The organism is Proluteimonas luteida, assembly GCF_021191695.1.
GTDB classification, from domain to species: domain Bacteria; phylum Pseudomonadota; class Gammaproteobacteria; order Xanthomonadales; family Xanthomonadaceae; genus Luteimonas; species Luteimonas luteida.
The window spans coordinates 1-17,902 of the sequence record NZ_JAIWPT010000014.1 but is presented as its reverse complement, the minus strand read 5'-3'; the positions used below and the strand labels follow the sequence as shown (position 1 = coordinate 17,902).

Annotated in this window: 18 protein-coding genes and 2 pseudogenes; 11 read left to right on the top strand and 9 right to left on the bottom strand. The window is 66.2% G+C overall.

Annotated elements, in window-relative coordinates:
* Positions 1 to 37 precede the first annotated feature (37 nt).
* Both LDO26_RS12895 and ttcA read right to left on the bottom strand, forming a co-directional pair.
* Positions 38 to 427 (bottom strand): hypothetical protein, encoded by a 390-nt coding sequence (locus LDO26_RS12895; RefSeq protein ID WP_232131504.1) that lies wholly within the window; start codon positions 425 to 427, stop codon positions 38 to 40.
* Positions 424 to 1,347: a tRNA 2-thiocytidine(32) synthetase TtcA gene (gene ttcA, locus LDO26_RS12890; RefSeq protein ID WP_232131503.1), complete on the bottom strand. Its 924-nt coding sequence runs from the start codon at positions 1,345 to 1,347 to the stop codon at positions 424 to 426. Before ttcA ends, LDO26_RS12895 begins: the two co-directional genes overlap by 4 nt.
* A gap of 303 nt (positions 1,348 to 1,650) precedes the next feature.
* Here ttcA and LDO26_RS12885 point away from each other — a divergent pair, with 303 nt between their 5' ends.
* Positions 1,651 to 3,267, top strand: coding sequence for an ATP-binding cassette domain-containing protein (locus tag LDO26_RS12885; protein WP_232131502.1), 1,617 nt, complete (start codon positions 1,651 to 1,653; stop codon positions 3,265 to 3,267).
* Positions 3,268 to 3,492: 225 nt separating this feature from the next.
* On the opposite strand, the gene bamE is transcribed toward LDO26_RS12885, so the two are convergent.
* Entirely contained in the window at positions 3,493 to 4,074 is a 582-nt protein-coding gene (gene bamE, locus LDO26_RS12880; RefSeq protein ID WP_232131501.1) for an outer membrane protein assembly factor BamE domain-containing protein, read from the bottom strand.
* 160 nt (positions 4,075 to 4,234) lie between these two features.
* Between bamE and LDO26_RS12875 the strand changes: the two genes are divergently transcribed.
* Positions 4,235 to 4,450 carry a DUF465 domain-containing protein gene (locus LDO26_RS12875; protein ID WP_232131500.1) on the top strand — a complete coding sequence of 72 codons (216 nt, stop codon included), beginning with the start codon at positions 4,235 to 4,237 and terminating at the stop codon, positions 4,448 to 4,450.
* 14 nt (positions 4,451 to 4,464) lie between these two features.
* Here LDO26_RS12875 and plsB read toward each other — a convergent pair whose 3' ends face one another.
* From plsB to LDO26_RS12855, 4 genes are all read right to left on the bottom strand, one after another.
* Positions 4,465 to 7,131: a glycerol-3-phosphate 1-O-acyltransferase PlsB gene (plsB, locus tag LDO26_RS12870; RefSeq protein WP_435594087.1), complete on the bottom strand. Its 2,667-nt coding sequence runs from the start codon at positions 7,129 to 7,131 to the stop codon at positions 4,465 to 4,467.
* A 218-nt stretch (positions 7,132 to 7,349) separates the two neighbouring features.
* Positions 7,350 to 8,351, bottom strand: a complete 1,002-nt coding sequence (locus tag LDO26_RS12865) for a hypothetical protein (protein ID WP_232131498.1) — start codon at positions 8,349 to 8,351, stop codon at positions 7,350 to 7,352.
* Between the two features lie 86 nt (positions 8,352 to 8,437).
* A complete protein-coding gene (locus LDO26_RS12860; RefSeq protein WP_232131497.1) occupies positions 8,438 to 9,118 on the bottom strand; it encodes a hypothetical protein in 681 nt (226 codons plus the stop codon).
* Positions 9,119 to 9,341: 223 nt separating this feature from the next.
* The gene (locus tag LDO26_RS12855; RefSeq protein ID WP_232131496.1) at positions 9,342 to 9,656 is read right to left on the bottom strand and encodes a hypothetical protein; all 315 of its coding nucleotides are present in this window, start codon (positions 9,654 to 9,656) and stop codon (positions 9,342 to 9,344) included.
* A gap of 294 nt (positions 9,657 to 9,950) precedes the next feature.
* Here LDO26_RS12855 and sctU point away from each other — a divergent pair, with 294 nt between their 5' ends.
* From sctU to LDO26_RS12825, 6 genes and pseudogenes are all read left to right on the top strand, one after another.
* The gene (gene sctU / locus LDO26_RS12850) at positions 9,951 to 11,156 is read left to right on the top strand and encodes a type III secretion system export apparatus subunit SctU (RefSeq protein WP_232131495.1); all 1,206 of its coding nucleotides are present in this window, start codon (positions 9,951 to 9,953) and stop codon (positions 11,154 to 11,156) included.
* 66 nt (positions 11,157 to 11,222) lie between these two features.
* The gene (locus tag LDO26_RS12845; protein ID WP_232131494.1) at positions 11,223 to 11,516 is read left to right on the top strand and encodes a hypothetical protein; all 294 of its coding nucleotides are present in this window, start codon (positions 11,223 to 11,225) and stop codon (positions 11,514 to 11,516) included.
* Positions 11,517 to 11,569: 53 nt separating this feature from the next.
* Positions 11,570 to 12,141: pseudogene (locus LDO26_RS12840) on the top strand (methylmalonyl-CoA mutase family protein); the annotation flags it as partial.
* Between the two features lie 3 nt (positions 12,142 to 12,144).
* A complete protein-coding gene (locus LDO26_RS12835; RefSeq protein ID WP_232131493.1) occupies positions 12,145 to 12,939 on the top strand; it encodes a DNA adenine methylase in 795 nt (264 codons plus the stop codon).
* A 14-nt stretch (positions 12,940 to 12,953) separates the two neighbouring features.
* Positions 12,954 to 13,895, top strand: a complete 942-nt coding sequence (locus tag LDO26_RS12830; protein ID WP_232131492.1) for a ParB/RepB/Spo0J family partition protein — start codon at positions 12,954 to 12,956, stop codon at positions 13,893 to 13,895.
* A 3-nt stretch (positions 13,896 to 13,898) separates the two neighbouring features.
* Positions 13,899 to 14,720, top strand: coding sequence for a hypothetical protein (locus LDO26_RS12825; RefSeq protein ID WP_232131491.1), 822 nt, complete (start codon positions 13,899 to 13,901; stop codon positions 14,718 to 14,720).
* A gap of 232 nt (positions 14,721 to 14,952) precedes the next feature.
* On the opposite strand, the gene LDO26_RS18310 is transcribed toward LDO26_RS12825, so the two are convergent.
* A complete protein-coding gene (locus LDO26_RS18310; RefSeq protein WP_435594083.1) occupies positions 14,953 to 15,408 on the bottom strand; it encodes a DpnI domain-containing protein in 456 nt (151 codons plus the stop codon).
* A 159-nt stretch (positions 15,409 to 15,567) separates the two neighbouring features.
* On the opposite strand from LDO26_RS18310, the pseudogene LDO26_RS18305 reads away from it, so the two are divergent.
* The 3 genes and pseudogenes from LDO26_RS18305 to LDO26_RS12810 all read left to right on the top strand — a co-directional run.
* Positions 15,568 to 15,711, top strand: a pseudogene (locus LDO26_RS18305) (transposase); the annotation flags it as partial.
* A gap of 846 nt (positions 15,712 to 16,557) precedes the next feature.
* The gene (locus LDO26_RS12815; protein ID WP_232131490.1) at positions 16,558 to 17,226 is read left to right on the top strand and encodes an XAC0095 family protein; all 669 of its coding nucleotides are present in this window, start codon (positions 16,558 to 16,560) and stop codon (positions 17,224 to 17,226) included.
* A 196-nt stretch (positions 17,227 to 17,422) separates the two neighbouring features.
* Positions 17,423 to 17,782 (top strand): hypothetical protein, encoded by a 360-nt coding sequence (locus tag LDO26_RS12810; protein ID WP_232131489.1) that lies wholly within the window; start codon positions 17,423 to 17,425, stop codon positions 17,780 to 17,782.
* Positions 17,783 to 17,805: 23 nt separating this feature from the next.
* On the opposite strand, the gene LDO26_RS12805 is transcribed toward LDO26_RS12810, so the two are convergent.
* Positions 17,806 to 17,898, bottom strand: coding sequence for an integrase core domain-containing protein (locus LDO26_RS12805; protein ID WP_343226178.1), 93 nt, complete (start codon positions 17,896 to 17,898; stop codon positions 17,806 to 17,808).
* Between the last annotated feature and the right edge of the window lie 4 nt (positions 17,899 to 17,902).

The window sequence follows — 17,902 nt, the reverse complement described above, 5'->3', positions numbered from 1 at the left end:
GACGCCGTCGCGGCGCCGGCAGCATGGCCGCAGGTGGTCACACCACCTGCGACAGGGACAGGATCGGCAGGTAGAGGCCGGCGACCAGCAGCAGGTTCGCCGGCAGCGCGCAGGCCAGCAGGATCCAGAACGCGCGCCCGGTCCAGCGCTGCCGCGGCTGCGACAGGTGCACGGCCAGCAGCACCACCGGCACCAGCGCCAGCGCCGCGGCGGCCGCGCCTGCCAGATGCGGCGCCTGCAGGGCGATCCGGGAGAGCAGCGGCAGTTCGCCGCCGAATGCCGACACCGTCTCGCGGAACGCCGGTGCGGCGACGCCGTAGGCGGTGGCGGCAATGCAGGTCAGCGCTGCGAGCGCGCAGGCCAGCACCACGTACCAGCCGGGCCGGGCAGCCGCCACGGCCGGGCGATCGAGCGGCGCTGCGCTCATGCCGCCGGTGGATCCTGGCGGCCGTCGCCGCCCAGCCACGCATGCGCATCGGCGGGCATGCCGTCGCCGCGGCGGCCGAGGGCGAGGAAGTCGAACAGCTTCGGATCGCTGAGCTGCGAGGGGCGGATGTCGCCGAGCGCGCGGGCGATGGTCTCGATGCGGCCGGGCGTCTCGCGTTCCCACTGCTGCATCATCAGGCCGACCTGCCTGCGCTGCAGGTTCTCCTGCGAGCCGCACAGGTTGCAGGGGATGATCGGGAACGCCTTCGCATCCGCGTAGGCCACGATGTCGGCCTCGGCGACATAGGCCAGCGGGCGGATCACCACGTGCCTGCCGTCGTCGCTGCGCAGCTTCGGCGGCATGCCGCTGAGCTTGGCGTGGAAGAACAGGTTGAGGAAGAACGTCGCGACCAGGTCGTCGCGGTGGTGGCCGAGCGCGATCTTGGTGAAGCCGTGCTGCTCGGCGTAGGTGTACAGCGCGCCGCGCCGCAGCCGCGAACACAGCGAGCACATCGTCCTGCCCTCCGGGATCACCCGGCTGACCACCGAATAGGTGTCCTGCTCGATGATGTGGAAGTCCACGCCCAGCGCGCGCAGGTAGTCCGGCAGCACGTGCTCCGGGAAACCTGGCTGCTTCTGGTCGAGGTTGACCGCGGTGATCGAGAACGATACCGGCGCCCTCGATTGCAGCTGCAGCAGCACGTCGAGCATCGTGTAGCTGTCCTTGCCGCCCGACAGGCAGACCATGACCCGGTCGCCGTCCTCGATCATGCCGAAGTCGGCGATCGCGCGGCCGACCTGGTGGCGCAGGCGCTTGCCGAGCCGGTTGGTCTCGTGCGCGGCGCGGCGCGGGTCGCGCGCGCGGGTTGCGGCATCGGGCGTGCGCGGGACGGGATCGGGCAGGGGCAGGACGGTGCTCATCGCCGGCTAGTTTACCGGGCCGGCGCGGCCGTGCCCCGGATCGCGCGGCGCGGGGTCCGGAAGTCCGCGCGCGTCCCTGCGCGTTCCGTCGCGTTAAGCTGGCCGCAGGCCCGCGGCGATACACTGCAGGCCGTCGCCGCTGCCGCGCGACGCATCCCGGCCACCGCGGTGGCCCGCCAGCAGGAGCGCAATGACGTGAAGTCCTGAGCCGACATCGAGTCCGCCGACCCCACCGGGTCGCGTCCCCATGTCCGCGAGGTCTCCGTCATGCCAGTCTCCGTGCCGCCGGCGCCATGCCGGCCGTTGTCCGCATCTTCCCCGTCCCTCGCGCCTGCGCTGCGCGCGCAGGGCCTGACCGCCACGCGCGACGATGGCAGCCCGTTGTACGCCGGGCTGTCGCTGGTCGTGCACGAGGGGCCGTGCGCGCTGGTCGGCGCCAACGGCGTCGGCAAGTCGACCCTGCTGCGACAGCTGGCGGGCGGGGCCGTCGCCGGCGGCCGGGTCGAGGCCGCGGGCGGCGTCCACCTGTTGCCGCAGCTTCCCGGGCCGTTGCCGGCGCGGGTCGTCGACCTGCTGGGAATGGGCGCGCGCTTCGATGCCCTGCAGCGGCTGCTCGCCGGCAGCGGCGATGCAGCCGATGCCGCCTGCGTCGACGACGACTGGATGCTGCCGGCGCGGCTGCGCGCCGCGTTCGACGACCTCGGGCTCGTCGACGTCCACCCGGAAACCGATCCGGCGCGGCTGTCGGGTGGCCAATGCCAGCAGCTGCGGTTGCTGGGCGCGGCGTGGTCCGACGCCCGGGTGCTGCTGCTCGACGAGCCGAGCACCTTCCTCGACGGCGAGGCCTCGGCGCGCTGGTGCGGGACGTTCCTTCACCGCGCCGGCGCCGTGCTGGCGGTGACGCACGATCCGGCGTGGCTGCGGGCGATGCCGCGGCTGCTCGAACTGCGCGGCGACGGCCTGCACGGGGTCGATGGCGGGCTCGACGCCTGGCGTGCGTGGCGTGCCGGGCAGCGGCGGCAGGCGCAGCAGGCGCTCGACCAGGCGCATGCCGACCGCGCGCGCCTGCAGCGTGCCGCCACGCGCGAACGCCAGCGGCTCGACCAGCGCCAGGCGCGCGGGCAACGCGCGCGCGACCAGGCCAACCAGTCGCCGCTGCTGCTCGACCGGGCGAAGGACAGCGCCGAGCGCAACGCCGGCCGGCTGCGCGGCGCGCTCGCGCAGCGGCTCGCCGACGGCGATGCCGTGGTGCGCGAGGCCTTCGCCGCAGCCGACACTACGGCGCCGCCCGAATTCGTGCAGGCGGGCGTCGCGCTGCCGGCCGGGCGACGCGTGCTGACCTTCGACGGCGCGCATCCGCTGGCCGCGCAGCCGGTCGCGGCGTTGACCTGGCATGCCGACGGGCCGGTGCGGATCGGGCTGGAAGGCCGCAACGGCAGCGGCAAGACCACGCTGCTGCGTGCGATCCGCGGCGACGGACGTCTGGCCAGCGGCACGGTCACGGCGCACGTGCCGGTGCAGTCGCTGGACCAGCACCTGGTCGATCTGCCGGACGCGCAGCCGGCGCTCGACTGGCTGGCCGCGCGCATGCAGGCCGACGCGCCGGCGCTGCCGGCGACCCGGATGGCGTTGCTCGGGCTGGCCGGCGAGCGTGCGCGCCAGCCATTGGGAACCCTGTCGGGCGGCGAGCGCATGCGGGTCGCGGTCGCCGCCGCCGCGTGGGCGCAGCCGGCGGCACCGCTGCTGCTGCTCGACGAGCCGGCCAGCCACTTGGACTTCGACAGCGTCGAGGCCCTGGTCGCGCTGCTGCGCGGCTGGCCCGGCGCACTGCTGGTCGTCAGCCACGATACGGACCTGCTCGACGCGCTGGCGTTGACCCACCGCCTGCGGCTGGACGGCGATGCCCTGGCGCTGGCATGAGAGGACGGGAGGAAACCGTCCGCCGGGCAAAGCAGGTTCTTCTCCGAAGTCCCGGGAAGACGACCGACCCGATCCTGCGCAGGTCGGCTTCACGCGGCCGACGTGTGCGGCTGGCGTCGGGGGCGTCGCCCCGACCTACGGATGCCGGACACCATGAAGCCGCATAGGGTGGGTCGGGATCCGCCCTACGCGGCTGCGGATGGTGCGGACGTCAGGACTTGCGGATCAGGGCACCCAGACCAGGTTGCGGGTATTGGGGTCGGTGGTGATGTCGCTGACCCGGCCGGCGCCGTCGAACTGCACCTGGAACTCGGCGAAGCTGCTGAGCCAGTAGCGCCACAGGTTCGATTCGAGGTCCGGATTCTCGCTGCTGATCGGATAGCCCAGCGCCATCACCACCTGCTCGCGGGTCATGCCGGGGGTGATCTTCGCGCGCTTGATCGCGTCCTGGACCTTGGCCGGATAGGTCGCGATCTTCGCTGCCGGATCCTCGGTGACGACGTAGCGCTGGGCGAACGTGCCCAGGTCCAGGTCGCGGCTGTAGTCGTTGCCGATCGACTGCCTGGCGCCGTCGATGCGCACATTGACGCGGTAGCGGCCGTAGCCGGTGATGCTGGCCGGGGTGCCGACGGGGATCACCCGCTTGCCGTTCTCGGCGTAGTTGCTGTCGCTGATCCAGCTGCCGTCGCTGCGCAGGTTGCAGCACAGGTAGCCGTCGTACTTGGCCTGGGCGGCCACGCCGGCGGAGGCGGCGAGCGCGGCGGCGGCGAGCAGCGACGCGGCAAGGGACTTCGATCGAAGGGACATCCTGTTTCCTCGGGGCAGGCGCGGCCAGGGGTGCCGCACGGGTCGGCACGCGGCGGTCGCCTGCGTCGCGCCGTCCCCTGATCGGCGCAGGCGCATTGTTGCAGCGCGCAGGCCCGCCGCCAAGCGGCGGAACGCGGCGGCGTTGCGCTAAGCTCGGCGCATGTCGTCCGAACGTTCCGACATTGCCGATTCGCCGGTGGGCAGGCTGGTGCGCCTGCGCGCCGAGCATCGCGCGCTGGATGCGGAGATCGAGGCGTTGCAGGTCGCGCGCGCCCATGACGAGCTGCTGCTCAAGCGGCTGAAGAAGCGCAAGCTGCAGCTCAAGGACGTGATCACCCGGCTCGAGTCCGACCTGATCCCCGACGAGCCCGCCTGAGCGGCCGAGGTACGTCAGTCGGCAGGCGGCGCGAGCGGTTCCGCCGGCCGCACCGCCTCCGGCGTGACCTTCTCGATCGAATGGCGCAGCTCGCGGCCGAGGATCACCTTCGCGTCCTTTGCCCAGTTGCTCAGCCGCTCGTCGAACACCAGCTTGCTGTTGCCGTCGAGCTTGACCAGTCCCAGCTCGCGCATCTTCTGGATGAAGCCGCGGAACAGCGACTTGTCGAAGAACTCCGGCGCGGCCGGCGCGTACAGCAGCGACAGCCGCTGCGCGGCCAGCTGGCACAGGCTCTCGAGTTCGCCCGCGCCCAGCGTGCCGGGGCCGTTCTTGGCCAGCACCGAGATCGCGATGTAGTAGCGCTCGAACGCCTGCTGCAGCGGATGGCTCAGCGCGCGCAGGCGGAACACCTCGTCGGTCTGGCCGGCGTTGCGCGCGTACACGCCGCCGTCGTCTTCGTTGATGCGCTCGAGCAGGCCCTCGCGCTCGAACACGTCGATCGTGCGCTCGATGCGTTCGGCGAAACCGTCCTCGTCCCAGGCCAGGAACAGCTCGGCCTGCAGGAACGGGTACATGGTCCGGCCCAGCCGCAGCAGGGTGTGCCGGCTCATGCGCCGGTTGTGCAGGAAGCAGCAGGCGATCCACGCCGAGGTGGTGAACAGGTGCAGCACGTTGTTGCGGAAATAGGTCAGCAGCACCGCCTTGTCGTCGTCGACGCGCAGCACGTCGCCAAGCGGGTGCGCCACGCGTTCGAGCACGCCGATCTCCTCGCCGTGGGCGACGATCTCCCTGGGCGTGTGCGGGGTGACGGTGACCCGGTCGGAATACGGCACGTCGTGCAGCAGCTGCTTGGACAGCGCGATCTGGGCCAGCAGGTCGGCCTCGCCCATCGCGTGCTTGGGCGTGGACAGCAGGGCCAGCGCCAGCAGGTTGATCGGATTGACGTCGGCGGCGCGGTTGATGTTGACGTTGATGCGCTGGGCGGTGGCATCGACGGTGCGCGACAGCCATTCGGGGCGCTCGCTGTCGGCCACCGCGTTGCCGTTCCACGCCGGGGCGTACTCGGTCAGCATGTCGCCCAGCGCGATCGGCTCGCCGAAATTGACCACGACCTGGCCGAAGTTCGACCGCAGCACCTGCGGAATGCTCCACAGCAACTGCCAGATCGATTCCTTCTTCTTGGCCTTGCCCGACAGTTCGTCGAAATAGCTGTCGCCCTCCATCAGCTTCTCGTAGCCGATGTAGACCGGCTGGAACAGCACCGGGCGCGTGGGCTGGCGCAGGAATGCGCGGATCGTCATCGACACCATGCCGCCCTTGGGCGCGAGCAGCCGGCCGGTGCGCGAACGGCCGCCCTCGACGAAGTACTCGATCGAATAGCCGCCGGCGACCAGCTGGGCGACGTATTCGGCCAGCACCGTGGAGTACAGCGCGTTGCCGCGGATCGAGCGGCGGATGAAGAACGCGCCGCCCTTGCGCAGCAGCGTGCCGATCACCGGCAGGTTGAGGTTGATGCCGGCGACGATGTGCGGCGGCACGATGCCGCGGTTGTACAGCAGGTACGACAGCAGCAGGTAGTCCATGTGGCTGCGGTGGCTGGGCACGTAGATGATCTCGTGCCCGGGCGCGGCGGCCTTGAGCGTATCCAGGTGATGCACCAGCACGCCGCGGAAGATCCGGTTCCACACCGTCGTCAGCAGGAAGCTGGCCGAGCGCACCACCGGGTGCGAGTAGTCGGCGGCGATCTCGTAGGCGTAGGCGTGGGCCTTCTTCCACGCGTCCTCTGGCTTGCTGTTGTCGCGCCTGGCCTGGTCGGCGATCGCGTCCTTGACGGTGGCCGAGGCCAGCACCTTGTCGATCAGCAGGCGCCGGGTCGACAGGTCGGGGCCGATGATCGCCTCGCGCACCCGGTTGAAGTGCATGCGCAGCACGCGCGAGAGCTTGCGCACGGTGCGCTCGGCATCGAGGTTCTCGGCCAGCAGCGGCTGCACCGCGACCGGCTCGGCGAAGCGCACCAGGGTGTCGCGGCCGTTGAGCAGGATCGACAGCAGCCGGCGGAAGCGGCCGACGATGGTCCAGTTCTCCGAGAACAGCACCGAGAACCAGCCGTTGCTCTTGTCCGGCGAGCGGCCGACGAAGATCGAAACCGGCACCAGCTGCACGTCGAGCGCGGGATCGAGGCGGTGGGCCTCGAGCAGCCGGGCCAGCGATTCGGAGTGGGTGGACTTGGACACCGGCTTGCCGGTGGCCATCGCCAGCGCCAGCGCGCCGCCGGCGTTGCGCCGCGACAGCGCGACGTAGGCGCGCTTGCGGCCCAGCGGATCGCCGGGCAGCGGCTGCAGCGGCGACGGCAGCCCGGACTCGCGGCAGGCGCGCTCGAGGATCAGCGCGTTCGACAGGCCGTAGTCCTCGAGCACGTAGCAGACCGGCCGGTGGTCGACCAGCGCCTCCGGCGCCTGCGGCTCGATCTTCAGGTTGATCCACGGCCGCATCAGCCAGCCCAGCAGGCTCGCCCACCACGGCCGGCGCGCCGGGCGCGTGCGCGGCGCCGCGAGCGGGACCGGCAGGGTGTTGTCGCCGTTGGCCGGGGCTTCGCCTGCCGGGTCGGCGGACGCGGTGTGCGCCGCGTCGGGCAGGCCGCGGGCCAGATCGGGATCCGTCGAGCCTGCGGCCGCGTGCATGGCGTCGGGCGGCCCCCCGGCGGGCGGGACATCGGCCCCGTTGCGGAGCGGCTGGTCGCCGGCGGCGGGCGCCGGCGCGGTGTCCGCCGGCGTCCCGGCCGGGGCGCTGCGATCGTCGGGTCGACCGTCGCCGGCGTCCGGGAACTGGAGGGTGGGTTGGTCGGGCATCCGTCGCATTATGCCCAAGCCGGGGTCGGGGCCCGCATGTCGTCGCCCGTTCAGGGGCCGGCGGCCGGCGGGCCGGCGGGTGCATCGGCCGGTTCGGGCGCGGCGGGCGGATCCGGCGCGGACGTCGCGGCGGCGGCCTCGGCGTTGCGCAGGAAGTCGCTGACGAACCAGCGCCCGTCGTGGCGTTCGACCGCCACCAGCACGTCGATCGGCTGTCCGGCCAGGGTGTAGCGCATCCGGACCTGCGCGGTGTCGCCGGTCTGGGTCTGCAGCGTGGCCTCGACGCTGGCCAGCGCGGCGTCGAGATCGAGTCCGTAGGGCAGCAGGGCCTGTTTCGCGGCGACGATCACCGGCTGCAGCCGGTGCAGGCTGCCGTGCATGCCGGCCTCGGCGAACGCGGCGTCGGAATCGAGCCCGGCCGTGCGCGCCGCCGGCGCCAGCAGGGCCAGCGCCGCCTGCGCATGCGCGCGGTCGGCGAGCGGTGCGCGGTGCGCCCAGAGGCTGATCGCGGTCACGACCTGGCTGTAGTGGTCGCGCTCGCCGTCGCTGACCGCCGGGTCGTGCTCCAGGTACTGGATCGCGAACACCCCGAGCGATTCGGCGGCGGCACGCAGCTCGCGCTCGGCACCGGCGAACTGGTGGTTGAACGCCACCAGCAGTGTGCGTTCGGACTGCGGCGCGGCCAGGCCGGCCAGCATCGCCGGGAACTGCGGCGCCAGCGGCAGTTCCGACAACGGCCAGCGCGACCCGCCGTCGCGCCAGGCCTGTTCCAGTGCCGGCTGCAGCGCGGCCGGCGTCGCATCGCGGGCGAAGGCCGACAGGTCGCCGGCGCGCAGGTGGCCGGTCAGCAGCTGCACCGCGCCGGCGGGCGTGTCCGCGCCGGGGGCGGCTGCGGTTGCGCGCCCGGCCGCGGGCGGCGCGTCCTGGCGGCAACCGGCCAGGGCCAGACCCAGGGCCAGCAGCGCGCCCGGCAGCAGGTGCGCCGCGCGGCGCGGCACCTGCACGCGTGCCCACCGCCATCCCCTGCGGGCGTTGTCCGCGCGCGTCGTCATCGAAGGCATCCCCCGTTCAGCCGATGCCGCATCTTGCGGGGCGCCCGCCGCGCCGACAAGCGCAGCCGCAGGCGCCGCCACCTGGGTCACAGATCGCGCAGCACCCAGCCGTGCGGGGTGTCGGTGCCGGTCGCGTCGAGCGCGGCCTGGGCGATCTCGTCGGGCGTGCGCCCGGCCTTCCAGGCGGCCGCGATCGCCGCCAGCCGCTCGCGCGTGGCGCGGGTATAGGCGCCTTCCAGCTCGTTCTGCGCATCGGCCGCCAGTTTCTGCGGATACAGCGTGCGCGCGTCCTCGCTGCGGTTGAGCAGCGCGATCATCCGCGCCAGGCTGGTGCGGAACGTGTCCGCCGACAGCGCCGTGCGCTGGGTGCGCTGCAGGTGCCACACCGTCAGGTACTCCACCGGCCCGAGCATGCGCCGCGGCGTGCCGCCGAAGAACTGGCCGGAGAACGCGCTGACATCGACTGGCCCCGTGCTGTCGGGCAGGCGCGTCGCGCCCCACGAGCTCAGCGCGCCGCCGGGCAGGTCCATGCGCCGCAGCGCGGTGCCGAAGGTCTCGGCCAGCAGCCGCTGCGCATGCGCGTCGTCGCTTTCGGCGACCACGCCGAGCAGGCGCAGGAACACCGGATAGCGCTCCTCGCCCAGCCGCCGCACCAGCCGCTTGAGCACTGTCAGCCGGTACTCGGGGTCGCTGTGCGCAGCCAGCGCCGAGACCATGCGGTCGGCGGCGGCACGCAGGGACTGCGCGGTGGGAACGGCGGCATTCATCGGATCGGCGGGTCGGGGCGGCGGCATGGCATGCGGATCGCACTGTAGCCGAACGCGACGGCACCGCCACGGGTCACCCTGCAGCCGCGGGGTGCCGTCCATCCGGAACGGGCCATCCGGAACGGGCCATTCGGGTCAGGCCATTCAGATCAGGCCATTCAGATCAGGCGGGCACGTCGCGGTCCCGCGGAGCGCGGACCGGGAAGCATCGTGAAGGGGAACCTCAGGCCAGGGCGTCGAGGATCGCGTCGGAGGCAGTGTCGGCAGCCAGCGACAGGTCCAGCTGGCCCAGCCGCGCTTCGAACGCCGCATCGCCGGCAAGCTGGCGATGCCCCGCCGGTGTGCCTTCCCATGCCGCGACGTTCAGCACATCCTCGCCGGCATCGACCTGCGGGCCATAGGCGACGTCCGCAAGGCCTGCGTCCGGTGCAGCGACCTCCGGCCCGGACTGGCGGCGCAGGTCGTCGAGCGAGACCTGGCTGCCCAGCCGGTCGAGGCTGGCGGCGTTGAACGTGGCGTCGGACTGGATGCTGCTCATGTCGGGGGAAACTGGAGGACCTGGCGGGACCGCAATGGCGGCGATGGCGGGACTGTAACGCCGGCGACATCTGCCGGCTATCTCGGGCTGGCCCTAGGGGTCTGCCGTGGTCCGCGTCGTGGCGCGGCCGAAGCTGAATGCCGGCTGCCAACACCGGCGGCGGCGCCGTCTCCACGCTGCGATACGCCGCGGCGCGTGCGGACGGCAGCATAACAAACGCGTGCTAGCCTCGGTTTCCGCGCGCATCCGCGCACTGCTTCGATTGTGTTCCCCGCTGTTTTCCGTGGAAGGCGTATGGCAGAAGAGAACGAGGGCGCCGACAAGACCGAAAAACCGACGTCCAAGAAACTCAAGGACGCGCGCAAGGACGGCAATGTCGCCAAGAGCCGCGAGCTGACCAGCACGGTGCTGGTGATGGGCTGGCTGGTCGGCGGCTGGCTGATGATGGGCTCGATGTTCCGCAACGCGCGCGCGCTGTTCGAGCATGCGCTGACGGTGATGCAGCAGCCCTTCGACATCGCGTTCCAGTCGATCGTGCCGATGGCCGCCCGGACGTTCCTGGCGATGACCCTGCCGCTGCTGCTGCTGGCGGTGATGCTGGCGCTGCTGGTCGAGTTCCTGCAGGTCGGCCCGGTGGCGACGATGAAGAAGGTCACGCCCGACGTCTCCAAGCTCAACCCGGTCAGCGGCATCAAGAAGATGTTCTCGATGGACAACCTGGTCGAGCTGATCAAGTCGATCCTCAAGAGCGCCGCGCTGCTGGGCATCGGCGGGATCGTGCTGTGGGGCATGATCCCCAACCTGCTGAACCTGCCGTTCTCGCCGCCGCCCTCGATGGGCAGCGCGATCTGGCATGCGCTCAAGTGGATCGGCATCTGGACGATCTTCGTGTTCTTCTTCGTGTCCGCGGTCGACGCCTCCTACCAGAAGTACTCCTACATCAAGAAGCTGCGCATGAGCCGGCGCGACATCAAGCAGGAGGTCAAGGAGAACGAGGGCGACCCGTACGTGAAGCAGCGGCGCAAGCAGTTGCATCAGGAGTGGTCGCAGCAGAACATGCTCAATGCCGTCCGCGGATCGAGCGTCGTCGTGACCAACCCCACCCACATCGCCGTGGCGCTGCAGTACGAACAGGGCGACGACGACCTGCCGGTGGTCGTCGCCAAGGGCGAGGGCCACGTCGCCGAGGAGATCAAGCGCGTCGCCGAGGAGGCGGGCGTGCCGATCCTGCAGAACGTGCCGCTGGCGCGCGGGCTCAACGCCAAGGTCGAGATCGACGACTACATCGGCAGCGAGTTCTTCGAGGCCGTCGCCCAGGTGCTGTACTGGGCCGAGGGCGTGCGCATGGGCGAGGCGCGGCCCGAGCCCCCGGAGTTCGTGCCGCCGCCGGAGATGCGCGCGGAGATCGGCCTGCCCGACGAATCCGCCCCGGCGCCGCCGCTGGCCGACGATCCTGCGGTCGAGGATCGCTTCGAGGACCCGCGCGACCCGATGCGCTGACCTTGCCAGCATGGACTTTCGGCGCGAACTGCAGCGCATCGTCCGGCTCAATCAGGGAGATGCCACGTGAGTGCCACAACAGAGGTGGGATTCACCGAGGCCGCCGAGCACAACCTGCGCGATGCGCTGCAGGTGTCCCATGCCGAGCGCTGGCGCTGGCTGCAGGACGCGATGGCGCATGGGTTCCAGTCAGCCCGAGCGCGCGGGCGCCGGGGTCTGGCGACGTTGGGCCCGCATGGGGAGGTGATCTGGTCGGCGCTGCACGAGCGGGTCTACGCATCCGAGGATCGTCTGATCACGGATGACGAGCTTGCCGAATGGAAGGCAGAGGCCACAATGCCGGGCGCCTCCCGGCGGTGACAGAGCCGCACTGAGAGGCTGGACTCGTGGAATCGACCGAACATGGATGGACAAGGAAATGGGGGCCCAACTTCATCGAGAACCCCTGGCAGGGCAGCTTCGCCATCGACGACCTCACCGACATCGTGGAAGAGGCCGTCTACGAGGAGTTCGAAGCGATCAGCGAGCGCGGCGGCGTGCTGGGTGCCAGGGGCACCATGGTCCGGTGCGGCAAGATCCAGGAAGCGTCCATGGTCTACGGGCACAAGAAGCACGACGGGTCGTTACCCCTGGTGAGCGTGAACATGTTCCTGCCCAAGGAACACGCTGGCGAGATCGCCACCGAGATCGAACTGATCCGCAGTACCGAAGAAGAGAAGGGCCAGCAGATCGAGAACGTCTGCAACTGGCAGGAAGGCCGCAATGCCGTGGTTCTGCCCCTTCCCCCGCATGCGGGGGAAGGTTGGGATGGGGGCGCTCGTCGCGATGATGGCTCAGCCGACGACCAACTGGCGTATCTTCAGAACGCGGCGCGCGAACGGCGCAATGTGTCGAAGCGTTGATGGAAGCGGTGAAGACGCATAGCCTGGGGCAGATCAGCCATGCGCTGTATGACGTTGGTGGGGAATATCGAAGGAATATGTGAAGCATGAGACCCTTGGTTCGTTGGGCTGGCAGCAAGAAGAAGCTTCTTCCGAAGTTGTCCGAGTATTGGTTGCCAACATATGAGCGTTACATCGAGGCTTTTGCTGGCTCGGCTAGTTTGTTCTTCCATCTTGAGCCTTCGTGCGCTCTTCTCAATGACTCGAATAACGAACTCATTGAAGCGTACAACGTGCTCAAGCAAGACCCCCATGGGTTGCATGAAAAGTTGATCTCGATTGAAAATTCGGAAGAAACATACTACGAGTGGAGATCTGCGGACACGGCCCGGATGTCGCAGTTCGATGCCGCTGTGCGATTCTTCTATCTCAACCGATTCTGCTTTAACGGTATATATCGCACTAACAGGTCCGGGCAGTTTAATGTGCCCTACGGCGGGCAAAAATCTGGTGCTGTACCGACGCTTGACGAATGGATGCAGGCCTCCGAACGACTTAAATCTGCCGAGCTTTCGAGCGAAGACTTTGAGAGTTTCGTCCTTCGAAACGCGCGTCAAGGCGATTTTGTGTACTTGGATCCGCCATACGCTGTTAGTAATCGAAGGATATTCCGGCAGTACTCGGCGCAGACGTTCGGGGTTGAGGATGTTCAGCGTTTGAGTGACGTACTCTACGAAATCGATCAGCGCGGAGCTAAGTTTGTGGTTAGCTATGCTAAAAGTCCAGAAACGAAAGAAATAGCGCTTGGTTGGAAAGTCAGGCAGACGGTGGCTCAGAGAAACGTTGCAGGATTCTCTGAGCACCGGCGACAGGCTGTCGAGGTTTTCATCACAAATATCTGAGAGCTGGGGGTTGCGTGGCCGAACATGTTCTTTCCGTCGAAACGCGGCAAATTGAGCCAAATCCTGAGAATCCTCGCCTCATCTTTCATCAAGATGAGCTTGACGCATTGCAGGAGAGTATCCGTCAGCAAGGAATTCTCGTCCCGCTGACGGTTTATAGAGACGAGTCGATCTATAAGATTCTCGATGGAGAGCGTCGTTGGCGGTGTGCTACGAAACTCGGATTGCCAAAAGTTCCGGTGGTTGTTCAACCTAAGCCAGATCGATTGACGAATATCATGATGATGTTCGCTATTCATCATCGGAGAAACGAGTGGGATCCTTTGCCTACGGCTTGGAAGCTGCGAGATTTAGAGGCCATCTATACAAGGAAGCACGCAGCAACACCTACAGAAAAGCAACTTGCTGAGCTTGCCTCGCTGACTCGCGGTGAAGTAAGGCGCTACAAGAAGCTCCTTTCATTGCCGGAGAGCTACCAACTTCGCTTAATGCAAGAGCTCCAAAAGCCGCGTTCGCAGCAAGCGCTTACTGTGGATCATGTTCTTGAGGCAACGGCGGCCGCAACTGCTGTGCTAAAGCGTGGAATAATCAGGTCCGACGAAGAGGGGGCGCTTCGAGATTCGATAGTTTCGAAGTTTGAAACTGGGGTGCTGGTAAGCACTGTGGATCCAAGAAAGTTCGCAAAGTTAGCGAGAGCAGTGGAGCGTGGTGAGGTTGAGAAAGCAGAAGCTCGAAAGGCAACACTTCGTTTTATTCGATCGACAAGTGCGACAATCCGAGAGATGTTTTCTGATACGGTCGAACAGCATGATTACCAGCACGGCGCGGAGCAGTTAGCGGATCGTCTTGGCGCAAGATTGGATGAAATTATTGAGCGGGAGTATGAGCTGTCTGACTCGCTTCATCTAAGTTTGAAGAGTCTGGATCGAAAGATTAAAAAAATTGTCGGGGCGTGAACGATGCCTCGCTCATATATTACTCTTTCGCCTGAATTGGTTGAGTACGCTGATGCCGCCTATGAGCACTTGCAAGGGGAGGGGTATCGTGTGGCAGTGGAGAAGAGCGACCTTTACTATCCGAATACTCCCACCTTAGTGGGTAAAAGACGGGTCACCGAGTTTATTGTCGAGGTTGCATCTTCTGCTGACAGTGGCCGTTTCGATGATTGGGTTCATTACGGTCGGGCACGTGGGAAAGAGACATACGTTGCGCTTGTGCTTCCCGAGGGGAATGAGGCGACATTAACAGAGCTTGCGTCGCTCCGTGCTAAGGGAATTGGTGTCTGTAGTGCTGGGCCGAATGGAGTTGCGGTGCTGGTCGAGTCAAGCGACCTTTCAGCTATCGTGGGTTTACCAGACTTGTCGAGAGAAAAGCCTGCAGTAAGAAGGCTTCTCAAAGCTCCATTCAGAAGGATCTCGGAAGGTTTAGTTGTCGACGGCTTCAAAGATGCGGCGACAAACTTTGAGCAATCTGCAAAGGCCCATTTCTTGAAGGGCGTTAAGAGTACGCGGATTCAATTGGTGACTGCGAAGGGCTTGCCACGTACGCTCAGCGAGGCGCAGATTGAGCGCTTCACATTGGGTCAGCTCGGGATAGGTTACGGGGAAATTGTCGCTCCAACGCAGGCAGATGATCTTGTGCGGCGTGCTATTCAGAGCATTCTAAAGGATCGCAACGACGCTACCCACCACCCGGGTAAAGCTGCTGTCATTCGGCGTATTAAAAGCAATGTGCCAAAGCACGTATTTGCTGTTCTCAATGCGCTGCGCGAGATCGCGTAAACGCGATTGATGACGTTTACTAGAGAAAAGGGGGGCAATTTAACTTGTTCGGCTTACGCGACGTGGATGGATCGAGCGCTTGCTACGAGTCTGGTCTAGGCTCCCACCATAACGCGGAAGTTGTTGCATCCCATAGGAGCGCTTCTTAACCTCCTTCCCATGTTGGCGGCGAACAAGACTGGGAAATTCGGCATTCGGCCGGGAAGTGAGCTTGACGCCGTTCTCGCCAATTTTATGTAATTCTTACGAAAGCGCCCTCGGGCGCGGCGCTTAATACATAGCGGAAGCCTTGCCAGCCCGATTTTTTTGCGGTTGATGAAAGTGGATTGCGTGGTATAAAAAGTGCTGGGCTCTGAAGGTCAGTTGGTAGATAATAGATAGCGCTTTCGGTTGTGGACCGGAGTACAAGGAAGAGGGGGAAGTAAATGCCATTATCCATGCGCTGCTTTTGCGGCGACCAAGCTGCACCGAGCACAAACTTCGGTAGTAGTGTAACGGTGACTACTTTAGATGATTTTACCTGAGCCAAATAGCCGCAGAAATCACATATAAGATCAGCGCACTTAAAATTCTGAGGGAGCCGCTTTAGTGTACGAGCTCGCTTGCATCTGGGGCAACTGCATTTAGACGCAACTAGCTTCTCTCCCCACTCGCCTAGCTGTTGTTTTGATGTCCTATTATTGTTCATTTGATATTCCTCTTGTTTTAGTTGCAGCTAGATTGCGCGCTGCAGCCGATCTGAAAGCTGGCATCGGCCTAGGCCCAATCGATATTCAGCCGATATCTTTGGCGGATGTCGAAGCCCAAGCATTCCCGACCCTGTCGCTACGAGTAAACCCAGACCCAGTGGGAGCGTATTGAGGGCCTGCTTCCGGGCAGGGCCAGTGATCCGGGCCGGACAGCCGCCGACACCCGGACCTTCGTCAATTGCGTGTTGTTGTGGGTGTTGCGCGTCGGGGCACGCTGGAGCGACTTGCCAGCGCGCTATTGAGCATACAAGAGCGTGCACAAGCGGTTCACTCGCTGGACGGCCAGGGGCGCGCGGGAGCAGGTATTCCAGCGCTGATCCGGGATCGAAGCAACGTTTACCTGATGACCGACAGCGGTATCCTCCGAGCGCATGCACAGGCGGCGACCGGAAAAGCGGGGGCTTCGGGCCCGGCTCTGGGGCGCCCCCAAAGAGGTCTGAGCACGAAGATTCATCTGACAGTGGATGGTCAGGTCCGGCCTGTGCGGTTCCTGGCGAGGAGCGCAACGACATCACGCAGACTCCGGCCCTCCTGGCGGGGTTTAAGCTAAAGCGTGTGCTAGCCGACAAGGGCTATGACGGCCGCGAATTGGTGGCACTGATCCACCCCAACGGTCGCGTCTCTACGGCAAGGCACGCTACCGGTTACTTAACCGCATTGAGCGCTGCTTCTTCAGACTTAAGCAGTTTCGCCGGATTGCTATGCGATTCGATCGCAAGCCCAGACACTTCTTGGCCTTCTTGCATATCGCCCCAATTCCGATGTGGCTGGCTTGAATGTCGATTCGGCCTAGGCGCTTGTTTGTCGTAATTCGAGTCATCCTCTTGACGTGGCCACTCTGACTGCCGCAGACTCAAACCCAAGGAGCGTCGAAACTCCTCTAACAGCGGTCCCCACCTCCGTCATTCCGGTGGGTTTTTTGTGCCCGTGCGCTTGCGGGCATGGACCGACGCGATGCCTGCGTCGGGAGGGCGGCTAATACAACACCCTTCGGGGAAATACGCCCGCCGTCTGTTAGCGGTTTCGAACCTCCCGACTTCCCGTCCTCCGTCTGGCGGACGGGCACTTCATGGCATGAGGAGACGACGATGTCGAAGTTCGATACGGGCGAGTTCGAGACAACGGGCTATTTGCTGCCGGAGGACAGCGAGTTCCGGCTGAAGAAGCTGTGCAAGCACATGAAGTTCCTGGCGTACCTGGCGCAGCCGCGCACGGCGGACGAGGAACGGGATTTCAGGATGGACATCCGTCCGGGCGAGGTGGCGGTCTGCCTGGAGTTGCTGGCAGAGCAGGCGCAGTTGGTGCTCGATACGGTGGCTTGGCCGGCGCGCCTGCAGCCAAAGGGCAAGCCGGAAATTACTGAGGACGACGACGAGGCCCGAGACGACACCGAGGCCGGCGAATCGGCCGCGGCGACGGCCGCTGACGATGACTACGATTTCGGCATGACCATGGATCAACTGGACGAGATCAACCGGCTGCTCGACCTGTTGAGCGCCCAGGGCGACCTGATGATGGCCAGCGGCGAAGGCGATGTCGCCAAGGGCACCATCATCGTCACTGGCTCGGCGATCTTCGATGGTGCGGAGGCGATCCACGCCATCATCCAAAAGGTCGAATCGCAGGTGCTGGAAGACGACGACCCGCGTGCCAAGCCCCGGCGCGTGCGCGAGACGCCGCCGTTGTACAGCGTGCACGCCGTAGCGACCGCCAAGACCGCCAAGCCGCGGGCCGATCACCGCGCCAATCTGCACTGAGCCCAACGCAACCCGCAGCGGCGCTGACGCGTGCTGCGGGTTGCGCCCAGGCATTCGAGGCAACGACGCGGCGTCCTGTTGCGCGACGTGTTGGTGGTATGCGGTCTGCCAGAGTCGTCTTGTTTGGAGGCGGCGCCAAACGGCGCTAGTGTGGCCGTTCGTCAATTGCGGTCTAGGCGGCCGGGAGAATGCAACCATGCGTCGCGCGATTTGCGTTTTTCTGGGGCTCGCTGCGCTGATCCCAGCGAGCGTGTCGTCGGTGTCCGGGACTGCACAGGCGGCGCCGGATCAGCGCGCCAGCGAGACGCAGCCTTCCGAGGCCGCGCCGACAGTTGTGCCTTCGATGGCGTACTGGCGGGAAATCCCCCTGTGGCCGGAGGATTCCCCTGTGCTGCAGGCAGGGATCGAGGCGTTGGCGCACGAGTCGTGGGCGCTCACCCACCCGAGCATCCTGGTCTACCGGCCAGCGGAGCGTTCGACGCACGCGGCAGTGCTGGTCTTCCCGGGCGGCGGCTACAAGGCGCTGGGGATCGGTCCAAAGAGCGCGTTGGTGTAATGACCCAGCAGTTTCTGCACAGGTCAGGCCGCTAAGGCATGCGCCTGGGCGGGTGTTTTCATGCCCAGCGCCTGGTGCGGGCGCTGGTGGTTGTAGAAGTGGATCCAGTCGCCGATCGCA